The sequence below is a fragment of the Legionella sp. 27cVA30 genome, from assembly GCF_024160945.1.
GTDB classification, from domain to species: domain Bacteria; phylum Pseudomonadota; class Gammaproteobacteria; order Legionellales; family Legionellaceae; genus Legionella_A; species Legionella_A septentrionalis.
The window spans coordinates 1,101,223-1,122,616 of the sequence record NZ_JAMYXK010000001.1 but is presented as its reverse complement, the minus strand read 5'-3'; the positions used below and the strand labels follow the sequence as shown (position 1 = coordinate 1,122,616).

The following is a 21,394-nucleotide window of genomic DNA, read 5'->3' as shown; positions in this document are numbered from 1 at the left end:
ACAAACTTGGTGATTTATCACAGGATATAACGGGCTAAATCTTCATCCGCTACTAATTTGCCTAAATGCTGATTCACATAATCCTTATCGACGCATACGGTTTCACCCGCTTTATCAGTTGCTTCGAATGAAACCACTTCAAGCAAACGCTCCATAACAGTATATAAACGGCGTGCGCCAATATTTTCCGTGCGCTCATTTACTTGCCACGCCACTTCGGCAATTCTTTGAATGCCGCATTCAGTGAATGCAAGATGCAAGCCTTCTGTTGCCATAAGAGCAATGTATTGTTCCGTCAAAGACGCATTTGGTTCCGTTAAAATCCGCACAAAATCTTCTACGCTTAAAGCTGAAAGCTCGACACGAATAGGCAATCTTCCCTGCAACTCTGCAATGAGATCGGAAGGTTTTGCGACATGAAAAGCGCCTGATGCGATAAAAAGGATATGATCCGATTTAATCATGCCATATTTAGTTGAAACCGTTGTTCCTTCTATTAACGGCAATAAATCACGCTGTACTCCTTCGCGGGAGACATCACCTCCGTGCTCTGGACGCTTGGTAATTTTGTCGATTTCATCAATAAAAACGATGCCGTTTTGCTCTACATTTTCAATAGCGCGCGTTTTTATATCATCTTCATTGATAAGTTTTGCTGCTTCTTCTTCACATAACAATTTCATTGCTTTGCGGACAGGCAATTTCCTTGTTTTTGTTTTTCCTGAACCCACTTGCTGAAACATGGCTTGTAATTGATTCGTCATCTCTTCCATGCCAGGAGGTGCCATAATTTCCACCCCTACATTGGAAGCCATTAAATCGATTTCAATTTCATTGTCATCAAGCTTGCCTTCACGCAATTGTTTCCTGAAAATCTGGCGCGTGGCTGAATCTTTTTCCGCAGGGCTTAAATTGCCACGCGGCGGCGGCAGCAAGGTATCCAAAATGCGTTCTTCAGCTGCTTCTTCGGCGATATTTTGTACTTTTCTCATAGCCAATTCACGCTCTTGTTTCACCGCAATGTCGGTTAAATCGCGCAAAATGGCATCCACATCGCGGCCAACATAGCCAATTTCAGTAAATTTTGTAGCTTCCACCTTGATAAAAGGAGCTTCTGCCAGGCGTGCCAATCTTCGCGCTATTTCTGTTTTCCCGACCCCGGTCGGCCCAATCATCAAGATGTTTTTAGGCATTATTTCATTGCGTAAAATACTATCCGGGATTTGCAAACGACGCCAACGGTTGCGCAGGGCAATAGCCACGGCCCGCTTGGCCTGGTCTTGTCCTATGATGTATCGGTCCAATTCCTCGACAATCTCGCGCGGAGTCATTACAGTTTTTATGTCACTCATTAAATTACTCACTGTCTAATTCTTCAATGGTTAAATTGTGGTTGGTATAAATACAGATATCGCCGGCAATGGCTAATGCTTTTTTAACTATCTCCAGTGCAGATAAATCCGTGTTTTCAAGAAGCGCACGCGCGGCAGCTTGTGCAAAGGGACCGCCTGAACCAATTGCCATCAAACTTTCTTCTGGCTCGATTACATCACCATTACCCGTGATGATGAGAGATGACTTGCTGTTTGCAACCACCAAAAGAGCTTCCAGGCGCCTTAGAATTTTGTCAGTGCGCCAATCTTTGGCCAATTCGACTGCAGCCCGCACCAAATGGCCTTGATGCAGCTCCAGTTTACTTTCAAAGCGCTCAAACAGGGTGAATGCGTCCGCCGTTCCTCCGGCAAAACCCGCAATAACCTTATCTTTATATAAACGCCTAACTTTGCGCGCATTTCCTTTCATCACGGTGTTACCCATAGTGACTTGACCGTCACCACCTATAACGACCTGATTGCCGCGCCGTACGGATAAAATGGTTGTGCCGCGAAATTGTTCCAAAATTAATCCTCACAAAATCAAATTGCATAATTTGGGGATGACATCAGAAAAATCAATGGGGATTGGTAATTTTATTTGCAATTATGATGGGAGTTCGTAAAGTTTTTGCAATAAAATTTTGTTTTCTAATTATGATTTGCAATAAAAATGTATAAATTGGATGAAAAATAACGACAAGGGGAATATCCAGAAAGTTAAGTTACCTCCTGGCATATTCCCTTGAATACCACATTCCATGTTTGCACACTATGCATCACACCTAATATGCCGGATATTCTGCATTATTTCGCTCGCGAGCCGACTCAACAATAGTTGCCCCGGCTCGAGTCGCCATGGAGAGTAATGCCAATGGAACAGACAATAATGTTGCCAATAATAATACTGGAGTTGCTACCGCACAGATAACTGCAAGGACTGAACTTGCCATGGCAGCATTATATAAATGTTCTGGCCTAAAAAAACCATTGGACTGTGCATCCGCGCCGCGTGCTTTTAAAAAAGAACTGGCGAACAGCAAACAGGGGGATAAAACCGGTAAAGTAACCAGCAAAGAAGCGGATATGGCCGTAGCCACTCCCAAAAACAGCGGGAAACTAATCGGTGAAGCCAGCGTGAAGAGAATATCGCTCGTAGCTCCTTTTTTGAAGGGTTGGAAAAAAGTTGCATGCAAGGCCCCGACGGCTTTTTGCGGTATAGATTGATACTGGTCATTCAAAACTTCGGTAATAGTCGGCATAGCACGTCCTCTGAACAAACATTATTGCTGAATAATATAAAAACATTTTCTGTACTAAAAAAATCAATTATTTGTACAGGCATCCCTAGGGTATTGAGGCTCATTCTCTGCACCATCATAAGCAGGAGGAGAAACCAGAGTAGCAATTGCACGGGTCACAATAGCTCCTAGCCCTAAAGGCACACTTAAAATAGCACCCAACAATAAGAAAGGAGTGAGTGCGAAACATACCCCGGCAGCCTTTAATGTATACTCAGCCGCAATTTTGCTATAGAAAAGTACATCTGACCCAGAATCCCGGGCATGTTCCTGGTCCGGATTATTGTTGGTATCGCGTGCCTCAAGAAATTTATGGGTCACGTATAAAGCCGCCGAAGCAGCCAATAGCGTCGGCGCCAGCAATGCAGCAAGTGCTGTAGCTGCAGTCATAAAAAGAGGTGCTGTGATTGGCAAACACAAGGTATGCACGAAGTCTCTGGGATTATCCCGGCGCAGAGGCTGAAAAAAAGTTTGTTTTATGCCTAACCTTACCTTTTCAGTAAATTCTAGTCCTTCGGAATTTAATACATCGTTTAAAGTAGGGATAAAAGATCTGGGCATAATACATCCTCGACTGCATAATAAAATCAAATTGTACTACAATTAAACACATTATGCAAATATATTATAAAAAATATATTTTAAGAAGGAATTATCTTGTGAAAGGATGAGGCTGATAAATTTGAATGCTATGGCTGCAAATGCAGCCATAGGCAGAACTACAAAACCATTAATACACATGTTGTGGTCTAGAATTCTCTGCACCTTGTACCGCATCAGCGATGGTCGCTGCTGTACGGGTTGCAATAGACACTAAAGCCAATGGGGCTGCCAGCACCGTCAGCAGCAACAACAGAGGGGTGGCAACCAATGCCACCACGCCACCAATCAATGCAAAGCCACTTAAGGCAAGAGTTTGGCTGCGTATATCGTTACTATCATTTGCAATTTGATGCTCAGCACCGCGTGCTGTAAAAAAGCGGTTGGCAGCAAATAAAGCGATAGAAGCCAATGGCAAAGCTACTGCCACTGCTGCAGTAGCCACTGTCAGCATGCCAAAAAAAAGAGGAGCACTGACTGGCGCAGTGAAAGTGAGTGCTACATCACTGAAATTTTTTTGAAAAGGTTGAAAGAAAGTACTCCTTAATTTCGTCCCAATCGACGTTTCAACGTTAAATACATCCGTTAAGGTTGGCATCAGAAGAATCCCCAGTTTATTTAAAACTCACAATGTATCATGTTTATGCAAATTTCACAATGGAATTCCTTAAAAACTTCAGCTCATCTTTTGCGACTCAACCTTAGGCAGCCATGGTCATTATGGCATCCACAAATTGAACAAATACTATTATGTTGCATCTTCGGCAAATTACTTTCAGCTAAATGACATCCTGCTGTAGTTAACTCATGACGGTTTCAGAGGGTCCAGGATGAATTATTTATGGTGGGAAGGATGCCGCTGTAATTTGCATAAAACAAACAATAATTTAGCAATCGATTTCTATTGACAACCGTATGCATTCAATTCGTCTTCACTTTGTATCGCATCGGCAATGGTCGCTGCTGTCCGGCTTATGACAGACGCTAAGGCCAGTGGGGTTGCGAGCACCGTGAACAGCAATAATATAGGGGTCGCAGCCAGTGCAATCATGGCGCCAAGCAGTGCCAGCGCCCCCCCAACAAAAGCCTTATTTCTTATGTCATCTTCATTCCCTGGCTCATATTCATCCTCGTAACCACGTGCAGCGAAAAAGCGGTTAGCAGCAAATAAAGCTATGGCAACAAGCGGCAGCGTTACCACCATTGCTGCGGCTACTGCCGTCATCACTCCCAGAACAAGGGGGGCGGTCACCGAAGCGGTAACCGTGAGCGCCACATCACTAAAATTTTTTTGAAAAGGCTGAAAGAAGAGATACTTGGGAATAGACGTTAACTTACCTACAATTGAATCTTCATCATTTCCAGCAATTATCGCGTTTATGGCGTCAGTCAAAGTTGGCATTAGAAAATCCTCAGTTCATTAAAACCCACAAATGTATCATATTTGAGCAACCCAGCATGCAGCAATATTGAATTCTCTACTTCTCCATACGTTTTGGAACGCAATCTGAATAGCAATTACGATGGCTGCGAGAATAAAATAAAAGCCATGCGCTATACCGCACATTTATGGCAAACTCCTTTCAACTCGATGACATGCTGTTTTAGTTTAAAATCATTTTTTGCCGCTATGTTTAAAACCAACGCCTGCATCATTGCGTCATAGGTTTCAACAACTTCATGGCAACTATTGCAAACCATCAACACTTCCGAGAACAAGTTTTTTTCCGGTTCAGAGCATAACGTATAACTCTGAATCGATTCAATTTTATGGACCATGTTTTGTGTTACAAAAAATAATAAGGCGCGGTACACAGTAGGCGGCTTGGCATTGGGGTTTATTTTTAATAAAGCTTCTAAAATTTCATAGGCTTTCAGAGGCTTTTTCGCTTGCCATAAAATGTAAAGAATTTCCTTGCGCATGGAAGTGAGGCGCAAATTAAGAAGCGTGCAATATTCTAAAAAGGAAACAGGATAGCTCATGGCTGATTTAAGAAAGAAAGTCCATACTGCAGGGGCTTAACTGCGAAGTATTCTGCAAGCGTCTGCCCTATGTCTGCGAAAGTTTCCCGTCTTCCTATAAAACGACTGGCTAAATTCGGGCCAAACATTAAAACAGGAATATGCTCCCGCGTGTGATCGCTTCCAGGGAAAGTAGGATCGCAGCCATGATCGGCAGCGATGACAACCATATCATTAGGCTTTAATAAAGACTCCAATTCCGGTAAACGTGCATCAAAAGCTTCCAAAGCATGAGCATAACCCGCCACATCGCGACGATGGCCGTACGATGAATCAAAATCTACAAAATTGGTAAAGACAAGGCTTTTATCAGGCGCTGTCTTCATGCATTCCAAGGTTGCATCAAAAAGCGCTTGATTACCATCTGCTTTAATGGTTTTGCTAATCCCCTGATGCGCATAAATATCGGCCACTTTGCCAATGGCAATAACCTCCCGCCCGTCATTTTTCAAAAAATCCAATAATGTTGGCTGCGGCGGCGGTACTGCGTAGTCGCGGCGGTTGCCAGTGCGTTTAAATTTTCCTGGAATTCCAGTAAAAGGCCGCGCTATGACGCGTCCAATTTTATACTCATCAACCAGTTCACGGGCAATTTCGCAAATTTGGTACAAGCGCTCCAAGCCAAAATACTCTTCGTGTGCTGCAATTTGAAAAACGCTATCCGCAGATGTGTAAACAATGGGTTTCCCAGACAGTAAATGCGCTTCTCCCAGCTCTTCAATAATCACCGTACCCGATGCATGCTTTTCGCCTAAAACCCCAGGCAAAGCCGCGCGTTCAATGAATTTTTCTATTAATTGCGGGGGAAAACACGGAATGGCCTCAGGGAAATAGCCCCATGCAAACATAACTGGCACTCCTGCCAATTCCCAATGCCCGCTAGGGGTGTCTTTCCCAAGGCTTTGCTCCACCGCATAGCCATAATAGCCGGCAGGCTCGGCCAAAGTGGATAAATCGATAAATTTTACCCCCGCACTGGCTATTGCGGCGTGGTATAAACCCAAACGCGCCAGATTGGGGATGTGCAAATCGCCATTGCGTAATCCGGATTGGTCGGCACGCCTATCCCGGCAAGCCTGGTAAATATGCATAAAGGTATTTGCGCCTGCATCCCCATAGCTTGGGGCATCAAGACTTGCACCAATACCTAATGAATCCATTAATAGTATACAAACCCGTCCAGAATCCATACTTATCCTTGAATATGCCGACAATACGTTTCTTTCAGTTTAAACAATGCGAACAGGGCAATACCCAATCCCAGCGGCATGATCAAGGCTGCGGTTTGATACGCTGTAAAAGAATACACCGGCGTTCCCGCAACCATATGCATGTCACCATGCCATAGCAATACGGCACTGAATAAATTTTGATAAAGAATATATCCGCCTTGGGTCAGCAAGGAAATCATACTCACTGCCATGGCCGTCATTGCAGCAGGACTGCTTTCTGCTACCAAAGCGTAGCTGATTACCTGGGCGGCAGTAAAAAAACCCAGCAAAAAGAATAAAAAACCCATCATGGTCAGGGATACGGGTAAATACATAATCCCTAATAGAGTAAGCAAAGATGCCAGCACACCCAGTTTCATGGGTAATACACGCAAACCTAATTTGTCTGAAAACCAGCCAATGGCAGGACCGCCTACAATGGCACCGAGGAATAACATGGAATTAACCAATGCAGCATCTTCCTTACTCACCCCAAGCCGCTGCATTAAATATAAAGAACCTATCATTGCCCCCAGCACGGCAATAGGCATATTCATCAAGCTGGTGTAAAGAGCCGCCCGAAATGTTTGCAAATTTAGATAAGCCATTTTTGCCGTGGTTAATACATCCAGTTTTTTGGCGGTGGCTAAGGCCTCTTCTTGCGGCTTATCCTTAATCCAGTACATCATGAATAATAATAATGCGACACCCAGCCAACCTACTCGAATAAGCGAATCGCGCCAACCTAATTCAAGCACCAATTTGGTTAATGGATATTGGGCCAACATACCGCCTGTCATGGCAATAGTCACGACTACGCCGGTAACCAGCGCCATGCGGTTAGGCGGGAACCAGCGCGAAGCAATACGGATAGGTCCAAGAAAGCAAAATGCGCTACCGATGCCTGTTACAAACCGACAAAAAAGTGCAAGGTAAAACGAGTGGGCATAAGCCAAAAGAAATGTGCTCAAAATACAGAGCAGCATGGCAATTACTATGGTTTTTTTTGTTGAAAAACGATCGAGCAATATCCCTGCAATAAAAAGAAAAATTACATTGGCGAGATAATAAATACTGGACAAATAAGTCATTTTGTCGGCTTGAATATGAAAATCCCGCATTATGTTATCTGCAATCGAGGCAAACATATTGCCCTGAATAAATTCATAAAAGAGAAATAAGGATGCAGCGAAGCAAATTATCCATGGTAACAGCGTTGTTTTTACCAGGTCGAATCTTCTGTATTCTTCCACCAATGGCTGCATAAAAAAGACTCCTTAACTATAACGTTTGCAGTAGGTTTCACGGGTAAAGAAAACGGCTACTAGCGCAGCCACAATCGTAACAGGGAACATCCACATAGCGAACTGAAAATCCGCTGCTGAATACTGCGCTGCCCCGGCATGATGATGCATTAATATGCCAAACAAAACCTGCCCGAGGCCACCGCCACCCATGATAATTACTGAAGAAATCCCGGTCGCAGAGCCGGTGCTGCTGGCTGGGTTACTCTCAGCTATCAGGGGGTATGAAATCACTTGAGTACTGGTAAAAAACCCAAGCAAAAAAAATAGTGTGCATAAAACTACCGGAGGAATGGAGCTATGCAGAAACAATGGCAGAACCGTCAGCAAAGTTGCCATAGCGCCAAGGATCATCAGCGGTTTGCGCCGCCCCATGTAGTCAGATAACCACCCAACAACAGGACACCCGATGATGCTCCCCACCAAAATCAAGCTAACGGCATTACTGGCTGCCATCTTGGATAAATGATGCACGGTTTCCAGATAGCTTGCACCCCACAAGGCACAAAGCACCATAATCGGCAAATTAAGGAAAGAAGTAAAACAGCCAGCCAGCCAATTTTGCGGATTAAGCAATGCCCGTGAAAAACCGGACGATGCCGCTTGATTCACAGAGCTTGTCTTTTTCTGGTTGTCAGGGCGGTCTTTGACCGTAAAAAAAATCCAGAAAAATAATAATACCCCTGCTCCGCCATCAATAAATAAAGCGTTTCGCCACCCATATTGCTCATTTAGAAATGCCAAAGGAGTATGCGCCATCATGCCGCCTATAAATGCCATCGTCACCAGGCAACCGATGACAAGCGCTTGCCGGCGCGGCGGAAACCAGCGTGAAACCAGAACAGCGCAAGATAAAAAACAAAATGCGTTCCCGATGCCGGATAGAAAGTGGAAAAAAGAAGCCCAGACGAATGAGTGGGTCAGAGCAAATCCCACCGTGCTTAACACACAGATAAACATGGCGGCTAAAATAACAAAACGGGTAGAAAACCGATCAAGAATAATTCCGGCAGGCAGCAAAAACAAGATGTCTGCCCAAAGGTAAGCACTGGACATCCAACTCAATTCTGCAGCATTGATGTGAAATTCCTGGCGCAATGGCTCATTAATCACATCAAATAGATTGAGCTGAAAAAATTCGTACAGAAAAAATAATCCGGCTGATAAACATACCAGCCAAGGCATCCAATAAGTGCGAGGAAAAATGCCCTGCGAATCAATTGCAACTGACTCAGACAACCATGACTCCTAGCCCGGGTTTAAAAGTGGCGGAAATTATAACAAAAAACCCAGGAAAATGGTATCTTTATTGAACACTTTTTTTGCAATCCTTAAATTTTAAAAAACCATACCCTATCTTAAGACTCTGAATTTACGCCTTCTTTTGCAGCTTTGAGTCTTCCTTGCTTGTTAACAACAGCATACGTGCTAATATGCAAAATGCATAAGGGAATTACTGAATTGTTATTATAAGCAAAAGGATACAGGGGCAACAGATGGCAATTAAAGTATCTGCAACTGGACAAACATTACTGCGCAATCCTTTATTAAATAAAGGCACTGCGTTTACTCCCGAAGAAAAAGAATTATTTCACTTATACGGCTTGCTTCCCGCCAATACCGAAACAATTAGCGAGCAATTACAACGCTGCCGTGATGCTTATGCAGCAAAACAGAGCCCACTTGAGCAACATATTTATTTGCGCGCTTTACAAGATCGCAATGAAGTTTTGTTTTACCGGTTTGTTTTAGAAAATCTTACGGAAATGTTACCGATCATTTATACGCCTACGGTAGGTGAAGCTTGTCGATTTTTCCATCATATTTACCGGCAACCGCGAGGATTGTTTATCAGTTATCCGGAGGCACATAAAATGGATGCCATCCTGGCGTCCATTGCACAGGAACGCAGTATACGGGTCATCGTGGTGACCGATGGTGAACGCATTTTAGGATTGGGCGATCAAGGTGCAGGCGGGCTTGGTATCCCAATTGGTAAACTATCCTTATATACGGTTTGCGGTGGCATCAATCCTGGTGAAACTTTACCCATCGTTCTCGACGTGGGTACAAATAACCAGGAAAAATTAAATGATCCGCAATATTTAGGTTGGCGTCATACTCGTATAAATGGCAGTGAGTATGATCATTTTGTCGATCAATTTGTACAAGGGGTCAAGCGGCATTTCCCACAAGCATTATTGCAATTCGAAGATTTTGCCCAACAACATGCCTATCCTTTATTGCAACGCTACCGTGAGCAATTGTGTACATTTAATGATGACATCCAGGGTACAGCAGCAGTGACTGTGGCAGCCATTATGGCCGCCACACGAATTAGCAACATGCCACTTAGGGAGCATCGGATCGCTTTATTAGGGGCAGGCTCGGCAGGATGCGGCATTAGCGAACAACTAGTGCAAATGATGGTAAGCCAGGGGCTCGGCGAACAAGAGGCGCGTTCCCGTTTTTATCTCGTGGATCGCTTAGGGTTATTGCATGATGAGTTGCCTGGATTGCTGCCATTTCAAAAACCTTTTGCCCATTCCCGCAAATCATTATCAGGTTGGCAACCAGCAAGGAAACAACTCAGCCTTTTGGATGTCATCCAGCACGCACAACCGACTATTCTTCTCGGTGTATCCGGTCAAGCCAACCAATTTACGCAAACCATGGTGGAAACCATGGGTCATTATTGCCAGCGGCCCATTATTTTTCCTCTGTCAAATCCCACTTCCAGAGCGGAAGCTACTCCTAATGATTTATTAACCTGGACAAAAGGCCGAGCTTTAGTGGCGACAGGCAGCCCGTTTGCCCCAGTCTACATAAATGGGGAAGAAATAAGCATTTCGCAATGCAATAATTCCTATATTTTCCCCGGCATAGGCTTAGCCGTGGTTGCGGGTAAAATCAAGCGGGTAACGGATGGCATGATGATGGCCGCAGCATTAGCACTGAGTGAACTGGCACCCGCGACTATTACCGGCCAAGGATGCTTGTTACCCGAACTAACGTCCATACGCAAAGTCAGTCAGCACATCGCAAAAGCAGTCCTATTGGAAGCGATTAAAGAAAAACATGCAGATGCGCAGTCTGAAAAGAACATTGAGACAGCAATTCATAACACCATGTGGTTCCCCGACTATCAGCCATATATCCATGATTAGTACAACGCTCTTTAACGGCAAATATTTGAGAGAAAAGGCATGAATCAGAAAGTTTTTGTAAACCGCATCTTGAACATGAAAAAAATTAAGTTTATCGGCTTGGATATGGATCATACGCTGATCCGTTATAAAACTGAAAACTTCGAAGCTTTAGTGTATCAATTGGTCATTGATAATTTGATAAACAGTAAGAAATATCCTGAAAACATCCGCAGCTTTAAATTTAATTTTAAAGATGCAATTCGTGGGCTGGTAGTCGATAGCAAGAATGGCAATATCTTAAAATTAAGTCGATATGCAGCTATCCGCCAGAGTTATCATGGTACACAAGCCATACAATTTTCTGATCAAAAGCAGTTTTACCGCAGTATTTATGTGGATTTAGGTGATCCGAATTACATGGCTATCGATACGTCTTTCTCCATTGCATTTTGCGTTTTATATAGCCAGTTAATTGATTATAAAGATCAATACCCTCATGAACTACCCAGTTATAATGTCATTGCGTTAGACGTATTAAACAGCGTGGATGAAGTCCACGCAGAAGGCACCTTGAAGCGGCGGATCTGTGATGCACCGGAGCAGTTTGTCTATCAAGATCACACCGTAGTAGAAGGGCTTAAACGTTACATCAAGCATGGGAAAAAAATATTTATTTTGACCAATTCTGAGTATCAATATGCAAAACTTTTATTGGAATACACTATCGATCCTTTCATGGAAAAAGGCAAAAATTGGCAGGATTTGTTTGAATATGTGATTACACTCGCCAATAAACCGCGTTTTTTCTATGACGAGTCAAGATTTCTTGCCGTTCATCCGACAACCGGCACAATGACCAACGTTACAGGAAAAATTACTCCCGGTGTCTATCAGGGAGGATATGCAACAAAATTCACAGAAGATTTGCATTTAAAAGGAGATGAAATTTTATATATTGGCGATCATATTTATGGCGATATTTTACGTTTAAAGAAAGACTGTAATTGGCGCACGGCTCTCGTCGTAGAAGAACTCGGCGATGAGATAGCAGCACAGGTAAAAGCAAGGCCCGTTGAATTGCAGATTAACGCTGCCATGAAAACGAAGCGCAAACTTGAAGAAAATTATATCAAGATAAATACCAAAAGCATTGAAGAAGAAACGCATGTCTATGACAATGAAATTCAGGCTTTACAGATACAAATAAATGCGGTTGACAAACAAATCATGGAATTACTGCAGGAACAACATAAATTTTTTAATCCAAAATGGGAGCGAATTTTTCGGGCTGGGGCAGAAGAAAGTTATTTTGCCTATCAAGTGGACCGCTATGCTTGCATCTACATGGAGCGATTATCCGACTTGCTTGAACATTCGCCGCTTACGTATTTTCGCGCCAATCGACGTTTGCTGGCACATGACTTGGATAATATCTTGGCATAAAAAGGCGTCATTACAAATGAAAAAAATGCCCCATTCGCTTTGCAGTTGCACGTTCTTCCAAGCGATCGGGGCTTGACATTTTTGCCGGCGAAAGAAGAGTTTGCCGCGGATGCAAAGCCGGGATTTCACGCAATACTAAATCTGCCTGCTGCAACAAAATGCTCAATTCTTTAGTTACGCCCATGTTTTTATTAGTTTTTTCGTAAAGGGCATGGGATAAGCCCAAACCATTTTGTACTGCTTGAAAAAATTGCGATATAGGACCGCGCAGTGCCGCAATGTGATCAAGAACAGGTCCGATTGCTTCCCGCTTCACCAACTCTTTTATGTTCCGATGAATATCATCCAATGTGATAACAAAACGCTTTTGTTGTTCAGCAGCGCTCTGCAAACGCTCTTGAAACTTTAAATAACGATTGCTGGCTTTCAATGCTTGCTGGTGTGTGACTTGATCAGTGAAGCGCTCGCGGTTTCCCATCCGATTCGCAATCTTTGCCAAAGAATCAATCAATTGACTTAATGCATGCAAAATGTGGCGTAAATCATCGTGGCCCAGGGCAAAAGCAATTCTCTCCATGTTAATCCGGGAAGAATGTTGCGGCGCAATCCCTAAAACTTGCAGCAGCGTTTGTTCAATGTGTAAAAGCCGCAATAGAGCATCCTGGGTATCTAATCGATACTGTAAAATTAATTGCAGGGTTTGTACTCTACCTCCCACTGAATCAGACCCAGGCAAAGCATCCGCATGTTGAGCCAAGTCTTTAAGGACCGATAAAGAATTCGTTAGCGCGTGTTCCGCCTGCTGTATCAATTCGTTTGTGGAAGAAAGAAATGGGGTATTCATATCGCTTAAAATAACTTCCTATATTTAATTTTACTAACGATAATTAGATAACTGGCCAATAATTTCTATAATTTTATAGAAATTATATTCTCAAGTTATCGCTTCTCTACCTAAGGTACTCATGCTCTATTTAGTCGGTGTTCTATAATTATTATAAGCATATAAGGCAAAGGAATGTAGCCATGTTAAGCATCGATATTTTATCTGTAAACCCGCAAATTGTGAGTGACTTAATTGAAAAAACTAAAGAATTTCATGCGAAAGAAGAAGTTACCTTTGGTGAACAGATGCCTGAAACGGAATATGAATACGATTGGGCGCAAATTTTAGCCGATCACCAGGATGATTTAACTTATCTTGAGATAAAAAATGTTATTGACGCATTAACGGTGGAAAAAAAACTGGATTTACTGACCTTAATGTACTTAGGACGCGGTGATTTTGACGATTGGGAGAGCGCTCGACAATCTGCACAAAATAATTTACCGGATAATTTGCCTGATTATTTATTGGGCCATCCTTTTCTTGCTGAATATTTGCAACGAAGCTTAGATTTAATAGGTTATGCGCGTGAATAATGCATGAATTTTTTATTTATCCTGTTTTATAGTTACAGTACTATAGTATGACTGGTTATATTTCATTTGGGATAAAATAAAACCATGCCTAAACCACCTCTGTCTGCCTTAAAGTTAAACTCCTTGATTACCGAAATGAGTTTTTTTCTTTCTCATGATGAAATTGCAAATTTTTCCCTTACTAAAAAGGCAAATTATATTGCCAGTGTATTGATGCCGCTGTTTGCAACAATCAAAGAAAAAAAAGATGAGGCTTCCTGGAATATCTTATACCAACGGCTTTTTGCTCAATTGCTCCAGCCCATAGAAAATATTAAAAAAAAAGATATCAATTTTTATTCATCCATTACTGCCTATTTACAGCAGCAACTTAGTTATTTATTAGCACACAAACTTGATTATTCTCCTACCCTCATTAAACTGCATGCATTGCATATCGGATTTAAAATTAAATCAGGAGAATTCATCCTTCCAGCTGAGTTGGATTTTTTAAATAAACTCACTCTCTTGAAAGAGTACCGTGTAGTAGGTTTAGCCAGCTTATTACCTCTTCTTAAAGATGAAAATATCAAATTTTTGCTAGAGCAATTTAAAGAAGAGCCAACGCAATTATCGCTACCCAACACAGCAGTCGTGTGGAGTATTTTCATTACTTTTCCACACCTAATTACTGTCAAAACACTTTTAGACGTGATTAAAACAAACTCCGAAGGAGCTCTGCCTGTTCTGCTTGCCTGCCGCGTAATCGCTGAAAAACAACCGCAGTTAATTACAGAGGAAAATCTCGATACCCTGATTCAAATGCTTAATACTAAAAACAGCAACTCCCCTATGGTATTGCACGTTTTATCTTTTTTATGGAAAAAACATCCACAAAAATTTACTGAACTGCAAATCCATACTATTCGTATTTATTGCGAAAATCTCCTCAAAACAATAGAAGCCATATCCAATGCCAATACCCATGAAATAGCGCTGGAAACAATCAATTTATTAAAGGATGAATTAGCTATTTTTTTAAACAAGGAACAAATGCAATCTCTTACGGATAAGTTGGTTATGCATTTGACCCATTCTGATGTCGACGTCCAATGCGTGGCCCAGCATGCACTTGCAACTATAATTTTGAACCATTCAGTGTTAATAACAGAAAAACATGCTACCAAAATAATTGAAAATTTAAGTCAAAACGACATTTATATGCAATTGAATTCCTTAAGCTTATTTTCTCGATTAATTCCAATCTTACCTGACAAAAATAAAAATTACGCGGACTTATTGAATGGTTTTATTATCCAAGTGCGCGATAGTGAAGATTATATTGCCACGAAAGCATTACAAGCCATAGCGTTTCTCATTACAAAAAGTGAAGTGTCTTTATCGGAAAATCAACTGAATATTATTGTCAATAAACTGGATAGTGAACAATTCGATGTACAAAATCAGCTTTATGCAACATTAAAGGATTTTCCTGCCCAGCATTTCTCACAATTATTAAATAACAACTTCCTTTGCTCTCTTGCCAATAAGCTTAAAGAAGCAAATACATTCTCACGCAGAAGTGCCCTGTTCATGTTTTCTCTTCTGGCAAAAAAATGTCCGAAAACATTAAAATTATTTTTAAATGAAGAAATAATGACCTCTGTGAGTGAAAATATAAGAGACCAACATCCGCAATTACAGATTTACGCAATACAAACACTGAAGTTTTTAGTGAGAATAGCGCCGGAAATATTGGGTTCTAAAGGCCTTTCCAGCCTCTTTGCATCGCTTGAAGCTGAAAAGAATAATATCATTCAAAAAAAACTGGTTTCGCTAATTAGCGCGATTATAAGCTTGCAAACACCGCGCGTAATTTACTTTTATGCCACACAGTATCTGGCCAAATTGGAGCGGAAAGATATAGATGAACAAATTCTTGGCCTTTGGGTCATACGCTCTTTTTTAAAATCCTGCCCCCAGGAGATGCACCTACTTATAGTAAAAAGAATGCCTTTAATCCTAAATATAGCGGCAACGCCTTCCTTTGCCCGTAAGAGTGCTGTGCTCCTGTTGGAAACACTCAGCCACTATTTTCCGAATACGTTATCTAGCTCCGCGTTAACCCAACTTGCAGGCTGCCTGAATGATGAGGATGGATTTGTAAAAAAGACAGCTTTAAAAATTCTGTGCAGAATAGCATATACTTCCCCCTCGCTTTTAAATAATGAATTACTGAAAAAAGTTATACCTGCACTAACCGTCGAAGACGCAAGCGACCTAATCGCCTTACTCTTAAAAAATAACCATCCTTATTTTCAGGAAATGACAGGTATGTTTTCCCAACCTCAATTGCTATTAGTTCTTGAAAATAATAATGATAATCTTTCTTCAAAAACCCAGTTTTCTCCCGTTTCACCCTCAGTGCCATTAGCGCTTAGGAATGGATTCTTCTCGCGTCCCCTCTCGGCAAGCAATAACAAAGAAAAAGAACCTTCATTAAGGATGGATACTTATTAATAAATATTGCAACACGGCAAGCTATTTGATGCAGGCAGCCTGAATCAGGCGGATAAATTCGCGAATAACAATAAAAAACATGCTGTACTCGATCGCCTGGCTGCTGTGTAGCATTGATAAAAGCTGCTCCCAGCGCAAAATAATAGTCTGGTTATCACTCACCCATCTATCAATGCGTCTGTTTACATCCCATTTATCCGGTGTAGATTGCATAATTGCCACAGTCATTGCTTGCTGGGCATTGTCCAGCTCATCCCTTAGGGCAAAACGCGCAAGCGTATTCCAATGCCCTTCACGAGACTCGCTAGCAATTTGATCTCTAAACCATAACAAATTCATACGCTCGCCACTGGCAAAATAAACTTTTGCAGCTTTGATTAAATCGAAACCATTGATATGGGCTACTTCTATGATATTCAGTGCGGTATAGATAGCGCGATACGTAGCGATGCGTTCGGCAATCGCTTGCGAAAGACCTGATTTCTGAAATTTCATCGTCATGGAAGCCAAATACTGTTTCGTAAAACCTCCCATAAGTTCAGGAATGATCTTTTCAAGCCGCTTTACGGATTTGTAATACTTACCGATTAATTCCTGCAAATCCAAACTTAAACGGCGGCCCTGTAAAAACCAGCGGGTGGATAAGATGAGTAAATGGCGAATATTAGTGATGATATCAAATTGCTCCGCCAGGGATATTTTAAAATCAAGTGACTCAACCATGCGTTGCAATTCATTGGTTTCAAAAATAGCTGAAGCTGCGGTGTAGGCACGTATGATTTTATCAACTGGCGTCCCCGTTTCTTTTTGGGTTTGATAAATAAACGTCATACCAATGTTGTTGACCACTTCATTAGCAAGTTGGGTTGCTATAATGTCGCGGTGCAATTGGTGCTGTTGCATGGATTTTTTATATTTTTTACCAATTTTGGCCGGGAAAGCTGTCTGAATGATTTCTTTAAGATAAGCATCTTCGGGCAGATCGGATTTTAAAATTTCTGCCTTAAGATTAATTTTTGTATAGGCTAACAAAACAGCAAGCTCAGGACGCGTTAAACCAATGGCTTCTACCTTACGTTCAATGAGTTCTTTATCATCTGGCAAAAATTCCACCTGGCGATCTAGAATTCCCTGCGCTTCCAAATGTTTTATATAATCAGTATGTTGGACTATGTCTTTTGCAGCTGAAAATCTAGAAAAGCTTAATGCCAAGGCTTGATGGTAATTATCTTTTAAAACCAATTGCGCTATCTCGGATGTTAAAGACATGAGCAAATTATTGCGTGCAGTCCGTGATAAATTTCCCTGCTGCACTTCATGATCCAAAAGAATTTTTAAATTCACTTCATGATCGGAACAATCGACCCCAGCCGAATTATCAATAAAATCAGTATTGATTAAGCCGCCATGTAAGGCAAATTCCACACGGCCGCGTTGGGTAAACCCTAAATTTCCACCTTCGCAAACTACCCGGCAACGCAAGTCCTTGCCATTTATCCGGCACCGCTCATTACTGCGATCGCCTACCTCGGCTTGGCTCTCCTGACTGGATTTAACATACGTACCGATCCCGCCATTGAATAATAAGTCCACAGGCGACTTAAGAAGTGCGCGGATCAATTCGTCTGGAGTCAGTGTATCTTCCTCGATATAAAATCTCTGCTTCATTTCCGCAGTAACCGGGATGGATTTAAGCGTGCGTTTAAAAACGCCTCCGCCTGCAGAAATTAAACTTGGGTTGTAATCTTCCCAAGATGAAACAGGAAGAGTGAACAACCGTTGGCGCTCGGCGAATGATAGTTCGGCATCCGGATTAGGATCAATAAAAATATGGCGATGGTCAAAAGCACCAACTAGCTTAAGGTTTTTGGAATATAACAATCCATTGCCAAATACATCGCCGCTCATATCGCCAATACCGACTACGGTAATCGGTTGCTCAGCGATGTTAATATCAAGCTCACGGAAATGGCGTTTGGCCGATTCCCATGCACCCCGGGCTGTAATACCCATTTTTTTATGATCATATCCCGCAGAACCTCCTGAGGCGAATGCATCACCCAGCCAAAAGTCATATGCTTTGGAAATACTATTGGCAAGATCGGAAAAAGTGGCCGTTCCTTTATCAGCGGCGACAACCAGATAAGGGTCGGGGCTGTCATGGCACACGACATCCTTCGGGGGAACAAACGCTCCATCCTTGATGTTATCGGCAAGATCTAATAAACCACTTACAAAACCTGTGTAGCAATACGTTACCTCTTTAACCATAAAATCACGTCCAGCACCAGGAGGCACTGCTTTAAGTACAAACCCGCCTTTGGCGCCGGAAGGGACAATCACTGAGTTTTTTACGACTTGAGCCTTCATTAATCCTAGAATTTCCGTACGATAATCTTCCCGTCGATCGGACCAGCGCAAACCGCCACGAGCAATTTTCGCATTACGTAAATGAATCCCTTCAAAACGTGAAGAATAAACAAAGGTTTCAAATAGGGGAGCGGGTAAGGGCATTTCAGGGATAGTACGGGAATTTAACTTAAGAGCCAAATAATGTTTAATCTCATTATTATGAGTGCGCTGGAAATAATTAGTACGCAAAGTTGCCTTAATTAAACTTAATATACGGCGAATTATGGTGTCTTCATCCAATGCGGGAATTGACTCCAGTTTCTGCAGAATTTCTACTTCTAAAGCAGCGGATTGATTTTTTTTAAATCGCCCAGGATCGTGTAGCAACTTAAAATACTCAACCAAGTCTTTCATTAAAGATGCATTATTTATTAATGCCTTTTCAATATAAGCCTGGCTATATTGGAAGCGTATTTGATGGAGATATTTGGCATACGCACGCAAAATAATGACTTCTTGCCATGATAACGAAGCTCCGAGAATTAGTTTATTAAAGCCATCATTTTCAGCTAGATTGAAATAAACTTTAGCAAATGCATCTTCAAATAGTACCTTTACCTTTTCAAGTTCCAGCTTCCCTTCCTTATACTCCAAATGGAAATCCTTAATCCAAACCATTTTATTTTTTTCCAATTGGATTTTATAAGGATGCTCTGCCAGGGTACGCAAATTAAAATTTTCAAGCATGGGTAAAACATCGGACAGCGGCACCGGTTTCCTCCATTGATACAAACGCAGATGCAAATCGCCCTCTTCACCCGCCTTGAAATATAAGCTAATCGCCAGAGTATGGTTTTCAGAGAGAGTTTCAAGTTTGGCAATGTCAGCTTCCGCACGGATGGCATCAAAATCATCACGATATCCTGCTGGAAATTTTTGCACGTACTTTTTACTTAATGCCAAACCTTTGCTTTTTCCCAATTGCTTGAGCAATCGTTCTTCCAACTGCTGTGTCCATGCGTTCATGTTATTGTGCTCTTGGAAATTGATTTTTATAACTAAAGTATTGGATACAGTGAAAAATAAGTAAAGGAAGGAATGATTGTATTTGAATCTAATTGTTTGTTTTTTAGGAGATTAAACCTGATTATCACGGCACAATAATCAGGCTTAATCATGTTTATTTTCTGACAATGATGTTGTTTTCCACAGATTTTACCCCGGCAACCTTTTTGGCTACTTCACCTGCGATATCGCTTTGGCGGATGGTTTTCACATAACCGCTTAAGTGTACGACTCCGTCTTCGCTTTCGACGTGCAAATTATAAGGAGCCAATTCGCGATTACTCACCAATGCATCCATGACCGAGGTGGTGATAGTGGCATCGTTAGGTTTAAGGGTGAATAAACTTTGATTTTGATACACTTGGCAACTTGCCAAAAAAGTACAACAAACCAAAATCAATATTCGATAACACTGCATAAGTTTCTCCTCCGATTACAGTTGATCCAACCAATCGTACATGACTGCATTCGCAAAAGAAACATTACCGACCTGACAATGCGTGCTCGCACCTTCAAAATCGTTGAATTCATAACTATCCGCTCTAACTTGCCGGCAAAATTCGGCAAATTGTTTCCTAGGCTCCTCCCCTTCTGCGGTTCCTATAAGGCCAAGACAAGGACATGTAATATTGTTGATTGCCTCCCCCACCTGGAATTCTTGCAAGTATTTAAATGTGTTTTTAAAAGAGTGTCTCCCATAACGCATCAATAACTGCTCGGTTCTTGCTTTTAATTCAACGGGAAACTCGGTATCGGGAATAAAGGGAATATCTGCCAATGTAAAGTCGTGATCATCCGGAATATCCAAAGGATTCCCAGGAACAAATGATGTAAGATAAGCATAGACGTCAAGGATGGGAGAGTTGGCGACTAGAGCTTTTATGCGTGGCTCATGAGCTGCGGCACGCGTTGCGAAATAACCGCCGATGCTAATACCTACCAAAGCCAGTTTGTTCATATTCACTTCCTGCCGGAACGCAATATGATCAATGACCTTACTGACTACCTGCTCAAAATCAGGCTGAAAAAATGTAGTTGGATATTGCCGAAATACATCCATTTGCCCCGGACCCGCAAAATGAATTACATTATAATTTCGTTCAATTGCTGCCCATCCACGCATAAAAAACTCTTCTTCCATGGTTCCATCAAAACCGCTTACCATTAAAACTGTCTTGCGCTGCACCCCATCATTGGCAGGGGAGAAAAAATAAATCGGGATGGCTATATCCTGATAAGTAATGCTGTGGGTTTCGAAGTGAATATCCAAAGTACTGATTGCGGTCCTAAAGCAATCCGCTGAATTTAAACCCAATGTACGATGTTGTTCTGACGCACAAGGCGAATAATATTCAGCAGCACGGAACGAATTACATGCTTTAAACAATTGTTCGCGGCCACTGATAATGTGATTTTTAAGCAAGCGCTCTAAACCATCGTTTTTTTGCCATTCGGCCAAACGGGTGAATTCTTGCACCCAATTCTTAGGATTGCCATCAGCAATTTTAGCAGAAAGATTGAAACACTCCCCCACAGAAGCTGCCCCATAGGAGGTTGCCCCTAGTTGCCTTAGCAGCTGAAAATCCATTTCCTCATTGGCAAAACCTCGAACACGTATATTCCCGCGGCTAATATCGTTCATAAAATTATCCT

Annotated in this window: 18 protein-coding genes; 4 read left to right on the top strand and 14 right to left on the bottom strand. The window is 41.9% G+C overall.

Annotated elements, in window-relative coordinates:
• Positions 1-17: 17 nt before the first annotated feature.
• The 10 genes from hslU to NKV53_RS05020 all read right to left on the bottom strand — a co-directional run bounded on the left by hslU (position 18) and on the right by NKV53_RS05020 (position 9,050).
• On the bottom strand, positions 18-1,352 hold the full coding sequence (hslU, locus tag NKV53_RS05065) for an ATP-dependent protease ATPase subunit HslU (protein ID WP_233579651.1): 1,335 nt from the start codon (positions 1,350-1,352) through the stop codon (positions 18-20).
• A 4-nt stretch (positions 1,353-1,356) separates the two neighbouring features.
• A complete protein-coding gene (hslV, locus tag NKV53_RS05060) occupies positions 1,357-1,899 on the bottom strand; it encodes an ATP-dependent protease subunit HslV (RefSeq protein ID WP_126954468.1) in 543 nt (180 codons plus the stop codon).
• Positions 1,900-2,158: 259 nt separating this feature from the next.
• Entirely contained in the window at positions 2,159-2,635 is a 477-nt protein-coding gene (locus NKV53_RS05055) for a hypothetical protein (RefSeq protein WP_126954467.1), read from the bottom strand.
• Positions 2,636-2,698: 63 nt separating this feature from the next.
• Positions 2,699-3,235 (bottom strand): hypothetical protein, encoded by a 537-nt coding sequence (locus NKV53_RS05050; RefSeq protein ID WP_126954466.1) that lies wholly within the window; start codon positions 3,233-3,235, stop codon positions 2,699-2,701.
• 169 nt (positions 3,236-3,404) lie between these two features.
• Entirely contained in the window at positions 3,405-3,872 is a 468-nt protein-coding gene (locus tag NKV53_RS05045; protein ID WP_126954465.1) for a YwiC-like family protein, read from the bottom strand.
• Positions 3,873-4,175: 303 nt separating this feature from the next.
• The gene (locus NKV53_RS05040) at positions 4,176-4,676 is read right to left on the bottom strand and encodes a hypothetical protein (protein ID WP_126954464.1); all 501 of its coding nucleotides are present in this window, start codon (positions 4,674-4,676) and stop codon (positions 4,176-4,178) included.
• A 152-nt stretch (positions 4,677-4,828) separates the two neighbouring features.
• Positions 4,829-5,257 carry a Fur family transcriptional regulator gene (locus NKV53_RS05035; protein ID WP_126954463.1) on the bottom strand — a complete coding sequence of 143 codons (429 nt, stop codon included), beginning with the start codon at positions 5,255-5,257 and terminating at the stop codon, positions 4,829-4,831.
• The gene (locus tag NKV53_RS05030) at positions 5,254-6,486 is read right to left on the bottom strand and encodes a phosphopentomutase (protein ID WP_126954462.1); all 1,233 of its coding nucleotides are present in this window, start codon (positions 6,484-6,486) and stop codon (positions 5,254-5,256) included. The genes NKV53_RS05035 and NKV53_RS05030 overlap by 4 nt, the downstream gene beginning before the upstream one ends.
• 2 nt (positions 6,487-6,488) lie before the next feature.
• Positions 6,489-7,772, bottom strand: a complete 1,284-nt coding sequence (locus NKV53_RS05025; RefSeq protein ID WP_126954461.1) for an MFS transporter — start codon at positions 7,770-7,772, stop codon at positions 6,489-6,491.
• Positions 7,773-7,784: 12 nt separating this feature from the next.
• A complete protein-coding gene (locus tag NKV53_RS05020) occupies positions 7,785-9,050 on the bottom strand; it encodes an MFS transporter (protein ID WP_199739167.1) in 1,266 nt (421 codons plus the stop codon).
• A gap of 257 nt (positions 9,051-9,307) precedes the next feature.
• Here NKV53_RS05020 and NKV53_RS05015 point away from each other — a divergent pair, with 257 nt between their 5' ends.
• On the top strand, positions 9,308-10,978 hold the full coding sequence (locus NKV53_RS05015; RefSeq protein ID WP_127032614.1) for an NAD-dependent malic enzyme: 1,671 nt from the start codon (positions 9,308-9,310) through the stop codon (positions 10,976-10,978).
• A gap of 39 nt (positions 10,979-11,017) precedes the next feature.
• Positions 11,018-12,403, top strand: coding sequence for an HAD-IG family 5'-nucleotidase (locus NKV53_RS05010; protein WP_127032615.1), 1,386 nt, complete (start codon positions 11,018-11,020; stop codon positions 12,401-12,403).
• A 10-nt stretch (positions 12,404-12,413) separates the two neighbouring features.
• Here NKV53_RS05010 and NKV53_RS05005 read toward each other — a convergent pair whose 3' ends face one another.
• Complete coding sequence (locus NKV53_RS05005) at positions 12,414-13,247, bottom strand: hypothetical protein (RefSeq protein WP_127032616.1); 834 nt, start codon at positions 13,245-13,247, stop codon at positions 12,414-12,416.
• Between the two features lie 182 nt (positions 13,248-13,429).
• On the opposite strand from NKV53_RS05005, the gene NKV53_RS05000 reads away from it, so the two are divergent.
• Both NKV53_RS05000 and NKV53_RS04995 read left to right on the top strand, forming a co-directional pair.
• Positions 13,430-13,825, top strand: a complete 396-nt coding sequence (locus NKV53_RS05000; protein ID WP_126954457.1) for a DUF3775 domain-containing protein — start codon at positions 13,430-13,432, stop codon at positions 13,823-13,825.
• Between the two features lie 84 nt (positions 13,826-13,909).
• Positions 13,910-16,324, top strand: a complete 2,415-nt coding sequence (locus NKV53_RS04995; protein WP_127032617.1) for a hypothetical protein — start codon at positions 13,910-13,912, stop codon at positions 16,322-16,324.
• Positions 16,325-16,345: 21 nt separating this feature from the next.
• Here the strand turns inward: NKV53_RS04995 and NKV53_RS04990 are convergent, their stop codons facing one another.
• From NKV53_RS04990 to NKV53_RS04980, 3 genes are all read right to left on the bottom strand, one after another.
• Positions 16,346-19,702: an NAD-glutamate dehydrogenase domain-containing protein gene (locus NKV53_RS04990; RefSeq protein ID WP_126954455.1), complete on the bottom strand. Its 3,357-nt coding sequence runs from the start codon at positions 19,700-19,702 to the stop codon at positions 16,346-16,348.
• Between the two features lie 154 nt (positions 19,703-19,856).
• Positions 19,857-20,159, bottom strand: a complete 303-nt coding sequence (locus NKV53_RS04985) for a BON domain-containing protein (RefSeq protein ID WP_126954454.1) — start codon at positions 20,157-20,159, stop codon at positions 19,857-19,859.
• A gap of 15 nt (positions 20,160-20,174) precedes the next feature.
• Positions 20,175-21,383, bottom strand: coding sequence for a S9 family peptidase (locus NKV53_RS04980; RefSeq protein WP_126954453.1), 1,209 nt, complete (start codon positions 21,381-21,383; stop codon positions 20,175-20,177).
• Between the last annotated feature and the right edge of the window lie 11 nt (positions 21,384-21,394).